17 protein-coding genes are annotated in these 17777 nt (G+C 40.4%); 14 read left to right on the plus strand and 3 right to left on the minus strand.

Going from position 1 to position 17777, the window contains the following annotated elements; all coding sequences use genetic code 11:
• Window positions 1-232: 232 nt before the first annotated feature.
• The 4 genes from ACFWE9_RS20400 to ACFWE9_RS20415 all read left to right on the plus strand — a co-directional run bounded on the left by ACFWE9_RS20400 (window position 233) and on the right by ACFWE9_RS20415 (window position 4166).
• Window positions 233-910: a response regulator transcription factor gene (locus ACFWE9_RS20400; protein WP_377358475.1), complete on the plus strand. Its 678-nt coding sequence runs from the start codon at window positions 233-235 to the stop codon at window positions 908-910.
• Window positions 907-2286, plus strand: coding sequence for a sensor histidine kinase (locus ACFWE9_RS20405; RefSeq protein WP_377358477.1), 1380 nt, complete (start codon window positions 907-909; stop codon window positions 2284-2286). The genes ACFWE9_RS20400 and ACFWE9_RS20405 overlap by 4 nt, the downstream gene beginning before the upstream one ends.
• Window positions 2287-2385: 99 nt before the next feature.
• Window positions 2386-3492: an ABC transporter permease gene (locus ACFWE9_RS20410; protein WP_377358479.1), complete on the plus strand. Its 1107-nt coding sequence runs from the start codon at window positions 2386-2388 to the stop codon at window positions 3490-3492.
• Window positions 3489-4166 carry an ABC transporter ATP-binding protein gene (locus ACFWE9_RS20415; protein WP_230160918.1) on the plus strand — a complete coding sequence of 226 codons (678 nt, stop codon included), beginning with the start codon at window positions 3489-3491 and terminating at the stop codon, window positions 4164-4166. Before ACFWE9_RS20410 ends, ACFWE9_RS20415 begins: the two co-directional genes overlap by 4 nt.
• 196 nt (window positions 4167-4362) lie before the next feature.
• Here ACFWE9_RS20415 and bioC read toward each other — a convergent pair whose 3' ends face one another.
• The 3 genes from bioC to bioF are packed head-to-tail and all read right to left on the minus strand — an operon-like array spanning window position 4363 to window position 7116.
• The gene (gene bioC / locus ACFWE9_RS20420; RefSeq protein WP_230160920.1) at window positions 4363-5184 is read right to left on the minus strand and encodes a malonyl-ACP O-methyltransferase BioC; all 822 of its coding nucleotides are present in this window, start codon (window positions 5182-5184) and stop codon (window positions 4363-4365) included.
• Window positions 5177-5923: an alpha/beta fold hydrolase gene (locus ACFWE9_RS20425; RefSeq protein WP_230160922.1), complete on the minus strand. Its 747-nt coding sequence runs from the start codon at window positions 5921-5923 to the stop codon at window positions 5177-5179. Before ACFWE9_RS20425 ends, bioC begins: the two co-directional genes overlap by 8 nt.
• A complete protein-coding gene (gene bioF, locus ACFWE9_RS20430) occupies window positions 5920-7116 on the minus strand; it encodes an 8-amino-7-oxononanoate synthase (protein ID WP_230160924.1) in 1197 nt (398 codons plus the stop codon). The genes ACFWE9_RS20425 and bioF overlap by 4 nt, the downstream gene beginning before the upstream one ends.
• Window positions 7117-7531: 415 nt before the next feature.
• Between bioF and ACFWE9_RS20435 the strand changes: the two genes are divergently transcribed.
• The 10 genes from ACFWE9_RS20435 (at window position 7532) to ACFWE9_RS20480 (ending at window position 17388) form a co-directional block, all read left to right on the plus strand.
• Window positions 7532-8371 carry a YitT family protein gene (locus ACFWE9_RS20435; protein WP_230160927.1) on the plus strand — a complete coding sequence of 280 codons (840 nt, stop codon included), beginning with the start codon at window positions 7532-7534 and terminating at the stop codon, window positions 8369-8371.
• Between the two features lie 164 nt (window positions 8372-8535).
• Window positions 8536-8721: a hypothetical protein gene (locus ACFWE9_RS20440; protein ID WP_230160929.1), complete on the plus strand. Its 186-nt coding sequence runs from the start codon at window positions 8536-8538 to the stop codon at window positions 8719-8721.
• A 371-nt stretch (window positions 8722-9092) separates the two neighbouring features.
• On the plus strand, window positions 9093-10385 hold the full coding sequence (locus tag ACFWE9_RS20445; protein WP_230160931.1) for an ABC transporter substrate-binding protein: 1293 nt from the start codon (window positions 9093-9095) through the stop codon (window positions 10383-10385).
• A gap of 182 nt (window positions 10386-10567) precedes the next feature.
• A complete protein-coding gene (locus ACFWE9_RS20450) occupies window positions 10568-11428 on the plus strand; it encodes a carbohydrate ABC transporter permease (protein WP_377358483.1) in 861 nt (286 codons plus the stop codon).
• Window positions 11428-12246: a carbohydrate ABC transporter permease gene (locus ACFWE9_RS20455; protein ID WP_230160935.1), complete on the plus strand. Its 819-nt coding sequence runs from the start codon at window positions 11428-11430 to the stop codon at window positions 12244-12246. Before ACFWE9_RS20450 ends, ACFWE9_RS20455 begins: the two co-directional genes overlap by 1 nt.
• A gap of 53 nt (window positions 12247-12299) precedes the next feature.
• Window positions 12300-13334: a LacI family DNA-binding transcriptional regulator gene (locus ACFWE9_RS20460; protein ID WP_230160937.1), complete on the plus strand. Its 1035-nt coding sequence runs from the start codon at window positions 12300-12302 to the stop codon at window positions 13332-13334.
• 233 nt (window positions 13335-13567) lie between these two features.
• Window positions 13568-14299 (plus strand): ThuA domain-containing protein, encoded by a 732-nt coding sequence (locus tag ACFWE9_RS20465; RefSeq protein ID WP_230160939.1) that lies wholly within the window; start codon window positions 13568-13570, stop codon window positions 14297-14299.
• 13 nt (window positions 14300-14312) lie between these two features.
• Window positions 14313-15335: a Gfo/Idh/MocA family protein gene (locus tag ACFWE9_RS20470; RefSeq protein ID WP_230160942.1), complete on the plus strand. Its 1023-nt coding sequence runs from the start codon at window positions 14313-14315 to the stop codon at window positions 15333-15335.
• A 17-nt stretch (window positions 15336-15352) separates the two neighbouring features.
• Window positions 15353-16393 carry a Gfo/Idh/MocA family protein gene (locus ACFWE9_RS20475; protein WP_230160943.1) on the plus strand — a complete coding sequence of 347 codons (1041 nt, stop codon included), beginning with the start codon at window positions 15353-15355 and terminating at the stop codon, window positions 16391-16393.
• A 26-nt stretch (window positions 16394-16419) separates the two neighbouring features.
• On the plus strand, window positions 16420-17388 hold the full coding sequence (locus tag ACFWE9_RS20480; RefSeq protein WP_377358487.1) for a sugar phosphate isomerase/epimerase family protein: 969 nt from the start codon (window positions 16420-16422) through the stop codon (window positions 17386-17388).
• The last annotated feature ends 389 nt before the right edge of the window (window positions 17389-17777 follow it).

Here is a 17777-nt window from a genome sequence, read left to right on the forward strand (position 1 = left end):
TTTTTTAATTTGAATTTTTAATATATGAAAAAAGCGTAATTTTTTTTTTATAAATTCTGTTCGCTTTTTTTTTTTCTTTATATTTTAATAAAAAATAAGAGGGACCTGTATATTAGTGGCAAACTAATTTATAAGGAACTGGAGATGGAATTAGTATTTGTTGTTTTCCGAGCTTAATTATTGCTATTGTAGGTTTAGCTAGGGCTATAAAAGAAGTGGAGATGTGGTTTCTTTGATACATATATTAATTGCGGATGATGATCGGCATATTCGGGAGTTGCTTAAATTTCACATGGAAAAGGAAGGGTACATGGTATCAGAAGCGAAGGACGGGAATGAGGCTTCGTTGATACTGGAGAAGGAACGGATCCATCTGGCGGTTGTCGATATTATGATGCCGTTTAAAAACGGACTGGATCTTTGTAAGGAAATCCGGGGTCAATATGATCTGCCGGTCATTTTATTGACAGCTAAAGATCAACTTATCGATAAGGAAAAGGGGTATTTTGCGGGTACGGATGATTACCTCGTAAAGCCGTTTGAGCCACGGGAACTTCTATTCCGGATAAAAGCTCTATTGCGAAGGTACCGTATGGTGAATTCTAAATCCATCTCATTGAATCAAACGGTCATTGACCGTAAAAGTTATGAAGTTCGAATAATGGGGAATACACTGCTCCTGCCGCTAAAGGAATTCGAGCTGCTGGCTCAGCTGGGGAGCTTTCCTGATCAGGTCTTTACGCGTGAGCAGCTTATTGAATTGGTATGGGGTACTGATTTTGAAGGGGACGATCGGACGGTTGATGTCCATATTAAAAGGTTAAGGGAACGTTTTGCCGGGCGAACCGATGATTTTGTTATCACGACTGTCCGTGGCTTAGGTTATAAACTGGAGGTCAACAAGAAGTGAAAACACTCTATTTCAGGATTGTTATTCAAACCATTTTGATCATGGTGCTTGCCAGTGTCATCGCTTTTTTAATTTCCAATGTCTATTATCATCAGGTTCAAAAACCCAACAATGGTGAGAAGATAAAGAAAGTCGCAAGTGATATCGTCTCCTTATATGAGGAAAATCCTGATCAGGATATTGATGCGTATTTAAATCATATTGCAGGATTGCACTATCAAATGTATCTATTTAATGAGCAGGGTGAAGGAACTTTATATGGTGAGCCGTTTCGGGAAACGGCATTGGACACAGATACGATTTCTGGAGTTTTGAACGGGAAGACCTATCAAGGGATCGCCAATTATAATAATGGGTTATTTATTACCGGATTTTTTGAAGATGTATTGATTAATAGCATTGGGGTCCCGTTGAACGTCAATGGCGAAAAGCATGCATTGTTTGTAAGGCCGAATATAGAGCTGCAGTTTGGAGAGTTCCGCTTTTACCTTTCTGTTTTGCTCGTACTTACGCTCCTACTCAGCTTTTTATTTGTAATTATTAACACGCGTTTCATCGTTAAGCCGATTACGAAATTAACGGAAGCTACAAAGAGGATTGCTGATGGGGATTATAGTAGTGAATTGAATGTTACCCGCAGTGATGAAATTGGATATCTGGCTCAAAATTTCTCGAAAATGACTCATAGCATACAGCGGTTAGATGATATGAGGCAGGAGTTCGTATCGAATGTATCTCATGAAATTCAATCTCCGCTTGCATCCATCCAAGGTTTTTCCCAAACCCTCCAATCGGAGGAATTAACAAAAGAACAAAGAGATCAGTACTTGTCCATTATTGAAAAAGAAAGCAGGCGCATGTCGTTGTTAAGCAAACAGCTGCTCATGCTTGCTTCGTTGGATAAAGTAGATGATCCGCTGCAACGGTCCAATTTCGATTTAGCGCAACAAATACGGCAAGTGTTGTTCATGCTGGAATGGAATTGGCGGGAAAAAGATATGGTAATCGAAATGGATTTGCCTTCAACCGTCATTTCTGCAGATGAGAAACTTTTAAATCAAGTATGGACGAATTTGATAACCAATAGCATTAAATACTCGGAAAGCGGCAGTTCAATCAATATTCGGATTAAAAAAATAGGCAGTACTGTTGAAGTGATGATCGCGGATACGGGCATAGGAATTCCAGAAGAAGACCTCCCTTATATCCTTGATCGGTTTTATAAAGTCGACAAAGTGAGAAACAGGAGTGAAACAGGCAGCGGATTAGGACTTTCGATTACGAAGAAGACGGTTGAACTTCATGGGGGAACGATCGAAGTTCAAAGCGAACTCGGTAAAGGGACCACTTTTTATATACGGTTGCCCCTTATGTAATCAGCTGTTCATCTTCCATTCATATTGAACGTTTACAATCGGGTCATACCGAATAAAGTAGGACCCGATCGGTAAACAAAAGGAATGGGGGATGAAATAATGTTTTTGGCAATACGTGAACTAAAGCATTCAAAGTTACGTTATCTGCTGATTGGACTGATCATGGTATTGGTCGCTTTGCTTGTCTTTATCATTTCAGGATTAGCTAATGGACTTTCTTCGGATAATGCTTCATCCATACAAAACATGAAGGCCGACTATTTCGTAATGGAGCATGACTCCAAAAATAAATTGAACCGATCGATCATATCCATGGAGAAGCTGGATGAAATCCGGGCTTCAGCGGATGTTAAAGCAGCCGAAGGTCTGGGGCAAATGATGATCACATTGAATAAAATCGGCTCATCGGAGAAAACGGATGTCACCATTTTTGCGACCGATGCCAGTGGTATTTTAGCACCGAAGGTCATTGAAGGAACGAACTATGACAATAAGAAACAAGGTGAAGTCGTAGCAGATCGTTCTTTAAAAGAAGTGGGTTATAAATTGGGTGATTCACTTAAAGATGACCTATCAGATAAGGTTTTCACCATTGTTGGTTTTACTGAAAAGCAGTCTTACAGCCACTCACCGGTAGTTTACATGAACGTTAAGGGGTGGCAGGAGATTAATCCTGCATTGAAAAATCAAGAGAAAGATTCAATCAGCACAATAGCCGTGCAAATGGATTCGAAGGCAGAAGAAAATGTACGTGAATCATTGCCTGAAGGCGTAACGCTCATTTCGAAAGAAGAATCACTTCAGAGTATACCAGGCTACAAAGAGGAACAGGGTACGTTGACGATGATGATTGCCTTCTTGTTTGTCATAGCGGGTTTCGTTTTGGCTGTATTCTTTTATGTGATTACCTTGCAGAAGACGAATCAATTTGGAGTCCTTAAAGCACTCGGAGCCAATACGGGCTACCTGGCAAAAAGTATCGTTGGTCAAGTAATGCTGCTTGCCGTGACATGCATAGCCATCAGTGTTGCACTGACATATGGCGTCACTTTAATCATGCCAGAAGGAATGCCATTTGAATTGAGTGCCGATTTGGTCATTAAATATTCCGTGTTACTTTTGGTTGTATCCGTATTGGGCTCGCTGCTATCACTATACCGAGTAGCGAAGATAGACGCGATCGAAGCAATTGGGAGGGTATCATGATGGGGGAAAAACTATTATTTGAAAACGTCAGTAAGATTTATGGGGAAGGCGATAATAAAGTGATTGCCCTTGATAATATTTCCCTGAATGTGAAAGCGGGGGAATTCGTCGCCATCGTGGGTCCTTCAGGCTCAGGAAAAAGTACATTTCTTTCAATAGCAGGTGCGTTACTTTCCCCGAGCAAAGGTCGCTTACTGCTGGATGATGAAGATATAACAACATTATCTCCAAAGGAATTGACTCGAGTGCGCCTTGAAAAGATCGGTTTTGTATTTCAATCGTCGAATCTAGTGCCATATCTAACTGTACGAGATCAGCTTCTGCTACTTTCTGAACTGCTTGGCAAACAGGATAAAAAAACTGTGAAAAAAGCAGACGAATTGCTTAGCCATCTTGGACTTGGACATCGGGCAAATCACTTGCCGGAAGCACTGTCGGGCGGTGAGCGGCAGCGTGTAGCCATCGCCCGTTCGCTGATGAATGATCCAGAAATCATTTTAGCGGATGAACCAACGGCAAGTCTTGATTCCAAAAGAGGCAGGGATGTTGTTGAAATGCTTGCACATGAAGTGAAATCAAGAAATAAAGCGGCCATCATGGTAACGCACGATGAAAGAATGTTAGATTTATGTGATCGAGTGGTCAATATTACAGATGGCAAGGTATTTGGATGAAGTTATACACGATCTCATGAGTTGAGACATTTTAAGCGGTAAATAGGCCGCCGATTCTCCAAAGGAATTAGGAGAGGCGGCGGCCTGAATCGCGCTTGAATTGAACCTGGTTAATCGACAGTAAGCAGCTGAAATGCTAGATTGAACTAGTAGTCGTTACTTACGGCCTTGTATCCCAGACGGTTATCTTTTCGGATTAATCATGTTTTTTTATCTTAAAGAACAAACAATGATAGGTTGCCTTCACACCTGATTCATTTCGGTATTCTCTGTCGTATATGTCGATCAACTCTCGAAAAAGGGAAGGGCGCTGGCAGTAGTTTTCTTTGTTGCTGTTGGCTGCGCCAATCTTTTTAATTGAAGTGAAAAATTCACGTACTGTCTGAAAGTACTCCAGTTCAAGTTTTTCCATTTTTGTTATCTCTAATGGAAATGCTTGTAAAGAAGGAATTGCTTCTTCACAAACTTTGGATAATTCATCTAGAGTATAAAACATTTGGCCTGGTGAGCTATCAATGGCAAGTTGAAGCTTTTCTTTCGCATATTCATAGGACATATGTAGCTCTTGAAAGGTTTTATTTCCAAAGGTTGAAAATATCAGGGTTCCTCCAGACGTTAATCGTGTTAACAATTTTTCAAGGGTTGCGGGAAGATTATTCAGCCATTGAAACGTTGCATTCGAGATAACCAAATCATAATTTCCATTAAGCGTCATGTCCTCAATATCCCCACATAAAAAAGTAACACTGACTTCCTTTGTCATTCCTTTTGCGACTTCAACCATTCCTGGTGCCAAATCAACAGCCGTAATTGCGGCATTAGGAAATGTTTTAACGAGTAGCCGGGTTAAGTAACCAGTGCCGCAGCCAATTTCAAGAATGTTAATTTTTTGATTGCTGTTTTTTTGAGGAAGTAATTCAACTAATTGTTTTGCCATGCTTTTTTGAACATTGGCATATGCATCATATGTTTTCGCATGTTCACTGAACCGCTTACTTAACAATCGTTTATCAATCATGAACGTACTCCTTTTGAATAAATGTTTTCATAAGCTGTATACATTCCTGTGGTTTTGTGAAAAATGGAATATGACCTGCACCTTCCATAATATGAAACTCGGCTTTCCCACCCAGATTTTCTTTAATGAAAGATGAGGCTTCGATTGAACAAATTTTGTCTTCCCTCCCATGAATCAATAAAAGGGGGGAATCAATCTGTTCGAGCTTTACTCTAACATCTTTCTGAAGTAAATAATCCAAACCTAAAAGGAGCGAAAACACATCATCTCCATGAAACTCGCGTTGAATTGTCGCGGTAAATTGATGATAAAAACCTTCTTCTTTTTCAGATTCGGAAAACATTGCTTCATAAAAAGAAGTCAAAGTCTTCTCTTTATTACGCTGCAGCTGTTTCTTCATGCGCTCGACAATGCGGGGGTCCCAGCCAAATGAATAGTTTTCACTTGTGGTAAACCGGCTTGTAGCCCCAATTAGTATAAATCCTTTTATTTTTTCTCGATACGAACTTGCCAGTTCAAGTGATAATAGAGATCCTAATGACCAGCCAAGTAAAAAAACAGGACCGTCAATGGAAGCGAATACGTCCATGACTCGTTCTTCAAAGTCATTTAGTGTTTTCATATCTCTCCATTCTATAAATGAAAGATGAAATGCTTCAGAAAGAGGTTTGAATAACGGTTGAAACGCTCCTTTTTCCATTCCCCAGCCAGGAAGCATGACTAAATTCAGCTGTTTCATTCAATAACACCCATTTCTTTTCCAATAATCGAAACTTTTTCAATGGCCCAATCAAGATCTTTTTTATCGTGGAGAGCTGTTACGGTAAACCGGATTCTCGCCTCATTTTCAGGAACGGTAGGCGGTCTGACAGCAATACCTGCAATTCCTTCTTTCTGCAAACGTGTGGCAAATCCCATCGCTTTTTCGTTTTCCCCGATGACGATAGGAACAATTTGTGATTGGCTTCCACAAATATTAAAGCCGTAATTTGTGAGTTCTTTTCTAAAGTACTCTGAATGTGTTTGGAGCAGTGTACGGCGTTCTGGTTCTTCTTGCACAAGTTCAATCGCTGTTTTTATGCTACTAAGAATGGCCGGCGGGAGTGCAGTTGAATAAATGAATCCACGCATGCGATTTTTTAAATAGTCGATAAGCCACTTTTTCCCGACAACATAAGCCCCGAATGAACCGAGAGCTTTACTAAAAGTACCCATTTGAATATCTACTTTATTTTGAAGGCCGAGATGATAGGCATAACCTTCACCATTTTTTCCATAGATGCCGCTTCCGTGTGCTTCATCTGTCATTAATATTGCGTTATAGCGTTCTTTTAACCAGACAAGGTCTTCTAGAAAAGCAAAGTCACCGTCCATGCTGAAGACAGTATCCGTTACGATTAACTTATTTGATTCAATTGATGCATTTTTTAATAATGCTTCTAGATGAGTTAAATCATTATGTCGATAGCGCTTATGCTTCGCACGGCTCAAAAGAGCTCCATCGACAATGCTTGCATGATTCAGCTTATCGCTAAAAATAAAATCGTTACGAGACAGCAGGGTGGAGATGATTCCTAGGTTTGCCGTATAACCACTGTTGATGATAAGTCCTGCCTCGGCGTTCTTCCAATTGACAAGCACTTGTTCTGCTTGCTCGTAAAGTGGATGGTTACCAATAATTAAACGAGACGCTGTTGCTCCTGCACCATATGTATGTACTGCATCAATCATAGCCTTTTTCAATCGTTCATCTCCGGCATATCCTAAATAGTTATTAGAAGCAAGATTTAACATCCTACGCCCGTCAATCATGAGCCATGGCTGCTCGGCAAATTTTGTTGTAACGAGCTGCCGTTTTTGAGATATCTCTTCTAAGTTAGCCAGTTCAGTCTTTATTTTTTTTTCCCAGGGTAATTGTTCTTCACTGTGCATAGCCATTCTCCCTTTATTATATGTTAACTATAATTAATTTAGGTTGACATATAAAATATCTAATCATGACTCTATGAAACTGTCAAGCTTTGACAAGGAACGGGATAAATAGGTGATATTGGTCATTGTAATCCATAAATTAGGGAAAACTCGTGGAGCGAAAGAAGACAACTATCATCTGCGTGCTGGTTGGTTCTATTAAACCATCAGGCTAGAAATAGGATTACACTTTAGCCATTATCGGAAAAAGGCTACTGTCGAATTTGAATACCGTTGTTTTAGGCATCTTCTTGGGAGAGTCTTTTTATAATTCCTGCAAATCTTTGAAGGAATAAGTGGAATTCCATGTTACTATAGAGCAGTGAAATTACCCATTTTCTTTCACATTAACAATACTTAAAGGCAGGTAATAATTATGAAAAAGATTTCTTTAGATGTTTTCTTTATATTAATAGGAGCTTTTATTTTCGCTTTGGCAATAAATCTGTTTGTTATTCCTAATGAACTCGGTGAGGGAGGAGTCACGGGGATAACGATTATTTTATTTTATCTATTTGAATGGTCACCAGGGCTGTTAAGCTTGATCATTAATGCTTTCCTGCTTATTGTCGGCTATAAATATTTGTCGAAAATGACGACGATTTATACAATCGTTGCCGTTGCATTCAATTCGCTTTTCCTCCATTTAACCGAAAGTTGGACTATATCTTCAAATGAATTGGTCATCAATGCAATATTTGGCGGGGTTTTTGCCGGTGCCGGAATTGGGATAATCATTCGAGTTGGTGGTACGACTGCCGGTACAACAATCCTAGCCCGAATTACGAATAAATATTTGGGATGGAGCTTAAGTTATGGACTTCTGTTTTTCGATTTAATCGTTGCGTTCTCATCTTATTTCATCATTGGTGCAGAAGGTCTCATGCTTACGATCCTTATGCTTTATATTGGAACGAAAACGATGGAGTTCATCATTGAAGGATTGAATCCGAAAAAAGCGATTACCATCATTTCAAAAGAAGCGGATCAGATTGCAAAACAAGTAACCGTATTGATGGACCGAGGGGTCACTGTATTTAGCGGTCATGGATACTATACAAAAGAATCCAAGGAAATTTTATATATTGTTATAAGTAAGCAAGAGGTACTCAAGTTAAAAAGAATTGTGAAGTCAACGGATAGCAATGCTTTTATAGCCATTCATGATGTTCGGGATGTATTTGGTGAAGGATTCCTGGATATTTCGAAGTCATGATGTGATTTATAAGATGCCGGATTGATTTAGTAAATGAAGAAGCCTATGGGCTTTTTTATTTTGCACAATGAAAAAAATCTGTTAATTCAGAATAATTTGTTATATTATGTAAGTGAGATACCACACCCTGAGGAGTGCAGCCATTAAATATGGAGGTGTCCAAGATGATCCTTTTAAAAGTGGATGACAGGAAGTTTGGGAAAAGCAATATCAAGTACAGTGTAGTTGATAAAGAAACGGATGAATTGATCATTAGCGGTGTGTTTGAAGAGTTTGGACAAGCAAGCGATAAATATTACGAATTGAAGGATGAATATGGTTCATCCAATGTGAAGATGGTATTGAAATGAAATGAGGGGGACCGTGGGGTTTCCCTCTTTTCGTTCGTAACTTTAGGCATGAAAAAAGGCCAGTACGATAAATTTAATTTTATGATCGGATATAGGAATAATAAAAGGTTTCTGAATCATATAATTAGGTTGAGAAGGTTCTTAATAACCTTTTTTTACAATATACTACAATTTTATTGTAAAGTTTGGAATTTGGTGGTAACATTAAGCGCATAAATGTAAACGTTTGCAAAAATCTTTGGTGAGGAGGTGATGTAAAAGAGAAGGGATAGACTATGAATATAATAGATTGAAAGCTTTTATTTTATTATTTTATGCAAACGTTTTCTTAAAATTGCATGAATCTTATGAAAAAGGGAGAGTCGGTAGGCATGAAGCGTAAAAAATGGTACGGGGGAATCTTTTCTGTTTTATTAATTTTTAGTGTTATTTTGGCTGGATGCTCTTCTTCTACTGGTGGAGACGGCGACTCTAAGGATAAAGTGACGCTGGATATATTTCAATTCAAGGTAGAATTCAAGTCGCAATTCGAGACTTTGGCAAAACAATATGAAAAAGAAAATCCGGATGTGAAGATCAAGGTATCGACAGTCGGCGGTGGAAATGATTATAAATCAGCCATTACGGCAAAGTTTGCATCCGGTGAGGAACCAGCGGTTTTTAACATTGGCGGACCTGTTGATGTTAAACAATATAAAGATAGATTATTAGATTTAAAGGACACGAAGGCAGCGAAATCTGCACTTGATGGTACTTTGGATGGCGTGGAAGAGGACGGGCAGGTACTTGGACTTCCTTTTAACCAAGAGGGCTACGGCTTGATTTATAACAAACGGATTTTTAAAGAAGCCGGAATCAATCCAGAAGAAATCACTAGTTATTCAACTCTAGAAGCGGCCGTCAAGAAAATGGATTCACAGAAAGATAAATTGAAAATCGATGCAGTATTCGCTTATCCAGTTAAGGAGAAGTGGGTGACAGGAAACCATTTATCCAATGTGTTTTTAGCTCCAGAGTTTGATGGGAATGTGTTAGAAGCAAGTAAGTCTCCAACGATTAAATTTACTGATGGTGACAAGTTTAAGCAACTGGTCGATATCCAAAATAAATATTCCGTCCAGCCGACAGCAAGTCTTGATTACTCGCAACAAGTGGAAGAGCTGTTCTCACTTGAAAAGGTTGCCATCATTCAGCAAGGGAACTGGGTGTATAACACAGTGTATGATATGGATCCTGAGTTAGCTGAAAAAGGCATCGGAATCATCCCAATTCCTAATGGAGAAACTGCTACAGGCATGCCAGTCGGCGTACCGAACTATTGGGCAGTAAACAAGAAATCGGATGAAAAGGTACAGGAAGAAGCGAAGAAGTTCCTCGACTGGCTGTATACATCTGAAGAAGGAAAAAAAGCTGTTTTGGAAGACTTCAAATTCATTCCTGCTTATGAAGGATATGATGTAGAAAAAATTGCCGATCCAATTTCAAAAGAAATTTATAAGTACTCCCAGGAAGGAAACACGACTGGCTGGGTGTTTAATGGATATCCTGTTGGTTGGAACGATGATCTTGGAGCAAGTGTCCAAAAATATGTAACTGGTAAGTTGACATGGGAGGAACTTGTTCAACAAAATATTGAAAATTGGGAAAAGATTCATAGCAAATAATTGTTCGGAATGGAAAATGACCAATCGGCATGAAAAGTGTGTCGATTGGTTGTTCCTTAATTATAAGAAATTCGCTAGGGGAATTGTCCCGAATAACACATTCTCATTTTGCAAACCTAGTCATCATCGATGATTATAAAGCTGTTCACTAAATTATTTTTTTCAAAAGGAGGTCGGTTTCGTTGAGAAATCGGGATGCCGCATATTGGCTGTTTTTGACACCTGTTCTTGCTGCACTCATTTTGGTGGTGATCATACCACTCATCTACGGTTTTTATTATTCCTTTACGAATTGGAACGGTCTTGGGACTCCAGACTTCATCGGACTTAAGAATTATTTGGACTTGTTTACGGATAAAGGGTTCCTGGATACGTTTTGGTTCACCATTAAATTTTCCGTAGCTGCCATTGTGGTAATCAATATCATCGGATTAAGTTTGGCTCTTATCGTGACATCGAAAATTAAATCAAGCAACATACTTCGCACGGTTTTCTTTATGCCCAATTTAATTGGCGGTTTGATTCTCGGTTTTATTTGGCAGTTCATTTTCATTAAGGTCTTCGGTGCAATTGGTGATTTAACAGGCATAGAAGCATTTAATGGATGGTTATCAACGACGGATACAGGTTTTTGGGGATTGATCATCTTAACGTCTTGGCAAATGGCCGGATATATCATGATCATCTATATTGCTTATCTGCAGGCTGTTCCAGAAGACTTGATTGAAGCAGCAAAAATTGATGGCGCCAACAGCTTTCAACGTTTTCGTCATATTACTTTCCCGCTTGTGGCACCGGCTTTCACCGTCAGTTTGTTTTTGACGTTGTCCCACTCGTTCAAGATCTATGATCAAAATCTTTCTTTAACGAACGGAGCTCCCTATAATTCAACTGAAATGGTCGCGATGAATATCGTAAAATCCGCTTTTACCGAAAATGATATGGCATATGCGCAGGCAAAAGCCGTTATATTTTTCGTCATTGTGGCGGTAGTTTCACTAACACAAGTGTATATCAATAAGAAACGGGAGGTTGAGCTGTAATGAGGGACAAATGGAAATTGTGGCTGATTGGATTCATCGGATTCATTTTGGCTATATTATGGCTCACTCCGTTTTATTTAATGATTGTCAATGCTTTCAAAATGAAGCGGGATATATTTGCCGATACACTGGGACTGCCTGAAACCTGGACATTCGAAAACTTCATTCAAGCGTTCGAGCAATTGGATTTCCTCCGGACTTTATTCAATTCCTTATTGATTTCGGGCGTGAGTGTAGTCATCATCATCATCTTTTCTGCGATGGCAGCATATGCTCTTTCACGAAACAAAAGTAAAATAAGTTCCTTGCTTTTCTTTGTGTTTGTGGCAGCCATGTTGATTCCGTTTCAGTCTGTGATGATACCTCTTGTTGCCCAATTCGGAAAGCTTGGCATGCTGAACAAGGCCGGACTGATTTTCATGTATTTAGGCTTTGGCTGCAGCCTTTCCATATTCTTATACCATGGAACCTTAAAAGGGATTCCCATCTCGCTCGATGAAGCGGCAAAAATTGATGGTGCTAATCGGTTTCAAGTATTTTGGTATATCATCTTTCCATTACTAAAACCGATGTCCATTACAGTGGGGATCTTAAATGTCATTTGGATTTGGAATGACTACTTGCTGCCATCCCTTGTTATTGGTGGCGCGGGATCTGAGACCATTCCGCTTAAATTATTCTTCTTCTTCGGGCAATATACGAAACAATGGCATCTAGCCTTGGCTGGACTTACTTTATCCATCATTCCAGTCATCATTGCGTATTTTTTTGCTCAAAGGCAAATTATCAAAGGAATTGCAGATGGAGCCGTTAAATAACTATTTAAATATAGGGAATATTAAACCATGTGCGGTTAAAGAGGGTGATGAATATGTCTGTTACAATAAAGGACGTTGCCAAAAAAGCGAATGTCGCTCCATCAACGGTATCGCGTGTAATCCATAACAGCCCGACAATCAGTGAAAAGACAAAGCGTAAGGTTCGCAAGGTATTGAAGGAAATGGGCTATCATATGAACGAAAATGCCCGGAATTTAGTCACGAAATCCACTAAGGCCATTGGAATCGTCATGAAAAGTTCAGCAAGGGAATCGCTTTACAATCCCTTTTTTCCAGAAGTGATCCGAGGCATCGGGGATTTTTGCAATAAAGAGGGGTACAGTCTTTCTCTGACAACCGGTGAAACGGAGGATGCCATCTTTGAGGATGTAGTGAAAATGGTCCAGGGCAGAAGAGTGGACGGAATGATTGTTTTGTACTCGAAAAAGGACGATAAAGTGGTGCCGTATTTATTAAAGCACGGCTTTCCATTTGTTTTGATAGGGAAGCCAAGTACGAACATGAGCGGCATCACATTCATAGATAATGATAATGTTCAAGCCGCCAGGGAATTATCGGAGTTTGTAATCAGTCTTGGACATCAGCGAATCGCCTTTTTAGGAGGCAGTCCTGAGTTTGAGGTGATTTCTGACCGCTTGACGGGGTTTCAACAAGCGATGGAACAGGCCGGGTTAGAGGTGCCTCAGGAATATATCAAATTAATCCCTTTAAATCGAACAGATGGAATAAAGGCCATTGACGATTTGCTGGAATTAAGGGAGGCCCCGACCGCTTTTTTGGTTATGGATCTATTATTGGGTGTTCTTTTGCTCGGAGTGTTAGCGGAAAAGAACCTGAAAGTACCACAGCAAATAAGCGTCGTCTGTTTTAATCATTCAGAATTCATAGAGTTCTTAAGTACGCCGCTGACAACCGTTGATATCCACACGTATCAGTTAGGATATGAGGCTGCAAAATGCGTATTCGATTTAATTGCAAATCCCGAAATGATGGAAAAAAGCATTATGATCCCTACCAAAATCATCAAGCGGGAGTCGCATTTTGCTGCTAAAAAGGAAATTAAATGAAAATTGTAGAAATGTTTTACTAATTAAAGCTTGATTTTTGCTAACATAAATTTACAATAAAGATTATCACTATTCTTTTTAAACATTCATACTTTTATGAAGTCATTAAGTATGTTCTTATAAACGACTGGAATTTGATCATTCCTAACGCAAACGTTTGCGTTTAGGATAAAGAGGGATTAGTTAAATATACAGAGCAAGTAGCCTACAACTTAATATGGAGGAGATTGTTCATGAGGGTTCTAGTATGGAATGAGTTTCGCCACGAGAAAAAAAAACCTGAGGTTGCCGAATTATATCCAGAAGGAATCCATGTGGCCATTGCCGGCTTTTTACAAAGTGAAAAGGTTGTGGTGAAGACGGCCACTCTCGACGAAGAAGAGCATGGGCTGACGGAAGAAGTACTGAAAGAAACCGATGTACTTCTTTGGTGGGGTCATGTGGCACATGATGAAGTTCAGGATGAAATCGTTACAAGGGTTCACAAGCGAGTACTCGAGGGAATGGGTCTCATCGTCCTCCATTCTGGTCATTTCTCAAAAATCTTCAAACAATTAATGGGCACGACTTGTGATTTAAAATGGCGGGTGGCGGATGAAAAGGAACGGCTCTGGGTTGTCGATCCCAGTCACCCGATCGTTGAAGGTATTGGAGAATATATAGAGCTTGAAAAGGAAGAGATGTACGGGGAACATTTCGATATCCCTGCACCAGATCAATTATTATTCGTCAGTTGGTTTGAAGGCGGGGAGATATTCAGAAGCGGTTGCACGTATCAACGAGGAAAAGGAAGGATTTTCTATTTCCGTCCCGGTCATGAAACATATCCTACTTACCATAATCCGGAGATACAACGGGTAATCAAGAATGCCGTTGATTGGGTCAAGCCGAAATTCGGAATGGTAACGACGAACTATGGGAAAGCCGAACCGTTGGAATCCATCTCAGGTAAAGAGCTGAAGTGAAGGAGAGAGCAGAATGGGCAAAGTGAAGGTAGGAGTCATTGGATGCGGTAGCATTGCAAAAAATAGGCATTTTCCGGAGTATGATGCACATCAGGAAACAGAGATCATTGCTGTATGTGATATTGTGCCAGACCGGGCGAATGCAGCAGCACAAAGGTATGGAGCGCAAGCATATACTGATTATATAGAACTTTTGAAGAATGAGGAGATTGAAGCGATCAGTGTATGTACACCGAATTACTTGCATGCACGCATCACAATTGCGGCCTTGGAAGCAGGTAAGCACGTACTTTGTGAAAAACCAATGGCTACTTCTTTAGATGACGCTGAAAAAATGAATGAAGCCGCAGTGAAAAGCGGCAAAATCTTGATGATAGGTCATAATCAGCGTTTTGTTCCCTCACATCAAAAAGCGAAACAGCTTATTGAGAGTGGGGAGCTAGGAAAGATCTATAGCTTCCGGACGGCGTTTGGACATTCCGGACCAGAAACCTGGAGCATAGACGGACGGGAAAGCTGGTTTTTTAAAAAGGATCAGGCAGTCATTGGTGCAATGGGCGATTTAGGCGTTCATAAAGCTGATTTGTTAAGGTATATCCTTGGAGAGGAATTTGTTGAAGTGGGAGCCTTTGTGGAAACGACTGCCAAGAAAAATACAGACGTTGATGATAGTGCAGCCTGTATCCTCCGAACGGAGAGCGGTATCATTGGTACTCTTACCGCCAGCTGGTCTTATGCAAAAGAAGACAATGCGACGGTCATTTATGCGGAAAAAGCCGTATTGCGCCTTGAAGACGATCCAACATACTCTCTAATCGTCCATCATGATAATGGAAAGACAGAAACCATCCAATTAGGAAGCATCCAGACAAATGACTCTGATGGACAGCATGACTCCGAAGTGATCAGCCACTTTGTAAAATGTGTGTTGGACAATGAGGAGCCTCTTGTCTCAGGAGTTGAAGGATTAAAATCATTAAAAGTCATTCTTGGCGCGATGGAATCAAATGCATCCCGAAAAATCATCCGCTTATAAAGGGGTTAATAATCATCATGTACAAAATAAAAATGGGTATTATCGGTGCTGGCGGAATTGCCCAAAAAAGGCATATTCCAGCTTTTCAAAAATTTCAAGATAAGGTTGTTTTATACGCCATCCAGGATATAGATGAACTGAAGGCAAGAGAAGTTGCACGTGAATTTCATATCGAGAAGGTTTTCACCAATTATGAAGAGATGTTTGCTGAAGTGGATGCTGTTACGATTGCAACGCCAAACAAGTTCCATGCGGAGATTTCCATTGCTGCGCTTCAAGCGGGTGTACATGTGCTATGCGAAAAGCCAATGGCCATTACAACCGAGGAATGTAAGGCAATTACCGAGGCTGCAAACCTATCGGGTAAAGTGCTATCGACTGCGTATCATTACCGCTTCATGAAGGAAGCACAGGCTGCAAAGAAAATGATTCAGGCCGGTGAAATCGGTGAGCCTTATGTAGCGCGTGTACAGGCAATCAGACGCCGAAAAGTCCCTGGATGGGGAGTGTTTACAAGTAAGGAATTGCAAGGCGGGGGAAGCGTAATCGATTACGGCTGCCATTTGCTTGATTTGGCTTTATGGCTGATGGATGATCCAGAACCGATTGAAATCGTAGGTTCGACATATAATTATGTCAGTAAGGGTGTCGATCAGGTCAATCTATGGGGTAATTTCGATGCCTCGGTATTTGAAGTGGATGATCATGCCACCGCATATATCAAATTTGCCAATGGAGCCTCTTTATTATTCGAAACATCCTGGGCCGCGAATATCCGTGAAGAAGCAACGGTTTTGAGTTTATCCGGAACGCAGGGCGGACTTGATGTGTTCCCATTAGTCTTGAATCAGGCTAAGCACGGCATGCTTTTAAATAGTGAGGCAGTATGGATGCCAGGGGAGGATACACCAGACCTGCAACAAGCAGAGAACTTTATTAATAGCTGCCTAGGGTTGGCAGAACCATTAGTAAAACCATCGGAGGCCATGAAAGTTTCGAAAATAATCGAAGCCATTTATCAAAGCTCTGCAAGTGGGAAGGTCATGAGTATAAATTAAAGAAAAGAAAAGGTGAGGTGGGGCTTGTGAAATTAGGGATATTTACAGTGCTATTCGCTCAAAAATCGTTCGAGGATATGCTTGATTATGTGGCTGATTCTGGTTTAAAAACAGTTGAAATCGGTACAGGCGGGTATCCAGGCAATATTCACTGTCCACTCGATGAACTGCTGGAAAGCGAAGAAAAACGCCAAAAATACTTGGAATCCGTTGAATCAAGAGGATTGACGATCAGTGCATTCAGTTGCCATGGCAATCCAATCTCTCCAGATGAAGCATTCGCTAAAGAAAGTGACGAAACACTCATTAAAACAATCAAGCTTGCATCCTTACTGAAGGTCCCGGTCGTCAATACCTTTTCCGGTACAGCTGGTGATCACGAAGGAGCTAAATATCCAAATTGGCCTGTCGCCCCATGGCCGAATGAGTATACAGAAGTGCTTAAATGGCAATGGGAGGAAAAATTGATTCCTTATTGGAAAAACGTAGCGGCCACTGCTGATGCACACAATATAAAAATTGGACTTGAACTGCACGGGGGCTTTCTCGTTCACACACCTTACACCTTGCTGAAACTGCGGGAAGCTACATCGGATGCAATAGGTGCTAACCTTGATCCAAGCCATCTTTGGTGGCAGGGAATCGAGCCGGTCGGAGCCATCAAGATTCTAGGGAAAGCGGGAGCAATCTACCACTTCCATGCTAAAGACACATATCTGGACCAGGATAACATCAATATGTATGGATTGACCGACATGCAGCCATATGGAAATATCCAAAGCCGTGCCTGGAACTTTCGCTCAGTAGGATGCGGCCACAGCCTGCAAGAGTGGTCCGACATCATGAGCGCCCTTCGCACATACGGTTATGATTACGTCGTCAGTATCGAACACGAAGATCCGCTGATGTCAGTTGAAGAAGGATTCCAACGTGCAGTAACCAATTTAAAAACAGTCCTCATCAACGAAAGCCCGACTGACTTATGGTGGGTATAATATAGCCGATAACGAGCAGCCTATTGAAGGTTGCTTTTTATTTTTGGTACTTACACATGAAATCGTGGAATTCACGAGTAAAGTGGTGAAACTCACGAGTAAATCAACGAAATTCACGAGTAAATGATCAAAACTCACGAGTAAAGGCAATATTCGGCTGAAATAAAGCGGAAATGGTTGGTAGGATCCGCAAACTATCGGGAAAATAATGAAAATGAAGAGGGTTTTATAAAAAAAGCGTAACCAAATAAGCAAAATGAAGGGGTTTGAGCTTATTCACGAGTAAAAGTGCAAAATTCACGAGTAAAGTGGTGAAACTCACGAGTAAATCAACGAAATTCACGAGTAAATGATCAAAACTCACGAGTAAAGGCAATATTCGGCTGAAA

It is taken from the genome of Peribacillus sp. NPDC060253 (assembly GCF_042727425.1).
GTDB lineage: Bacteria > Bacillota > Bacilli > Bacillales > DSM-1321 > Peribacillus.

Bases quoted from the DNA above. Each gene is read 5' to 3' on its own strand.
- bioC (WP_230160920.1), bottom strand. From the start codon at position 5,184: ATGATTGATAAACGATTGTTAAGTAAGCGGTTCAGTGAACATGCGAAA.
- ACFWE9_RS20410 (WP_377358479.1), top strand. From the start codon at position 2,386: ATGTTTTTGGCAATACGTGAACTAAAGCATTCAAAGTTACGTTATCTG.
- ACFWE9_RS20415 (WP_230160918.1), top strand. From the start codon at position 3,489: ATGATGGGGGAAAAACTATTATTTGAAAACGTCAGTAAGATTTATGGG.
- ACFWE9_RS20465 (WP_230160939.1), top strand. From the start codon at position 13,568: ATGAGGGTTCTAGTATGGAATGAGTTTCGCCACGAGAAAAAAAAACCT.
- ACFWE9_RS20440 (WP_230160929.1), top strand. From the start codon at position 8,536: ATGATCCTTTTAAAAGTGGATGACAGGAAGTTTGGGAAAAGCAATATC.
- bioF (WP_230160924.1), bottom strand. From the start codon at position 7,116: ATGCACAGTGAAGAACAATTACCCTGGGAAAAAAAAATAAAGACTGAA.
- ACFWE9_RS20470 (WP_230160942.1), top strand. From the start codon at position 14,313: ATGGGCAAAGTGAAGGTAGGAGTCATTGGATGCGGTAGCATTGCAAAA.
- ACFWE9_RS20425 (WP_230160922.1), bottom strand. From the start codon at position 5,923: ATGAAACAGCTGAATTTAGTCATGCTTCCTGGCTGGGGAATGGAAAAA.
- ACFWE9_RS20455 (WP_230160935.1), top strand. From the start codon at position 11,428: ATGAGGGACAAATGGAAATTGTGGCTGATTGGATTCATCGGATTCATT.
- ACFWE9_RS20475 (WP_230160943.1), top strand. From the start codon at position 15,353: ATGTACAAAATAAAAATGGGTATTATCGGTGCTGGCGGAATTGCCCAA.
- ACFWE9_RS20435 (WP_230160927.1), top strand. From the start codon at position 7,532: ATGAAAAAGATTTCTTTAGATGTTTTCTTTATATTAATAGGAGCTTTT.
- ACFWE9_RS20445 (WP_230160931.1), top strand. From the start codon at position 9,093: ATGAAGCGTAAAAAATGGTACGGGGGAATCTTTTCTGTTTTATTAATT.
- ACFWE9_RS20460 (WP_230160937.1), top strand. From the start codon at position 12,300: ATGTCTGTTACAATAAAGGACGTTGCCAAAAAAGCGAATGTCGCTCCA.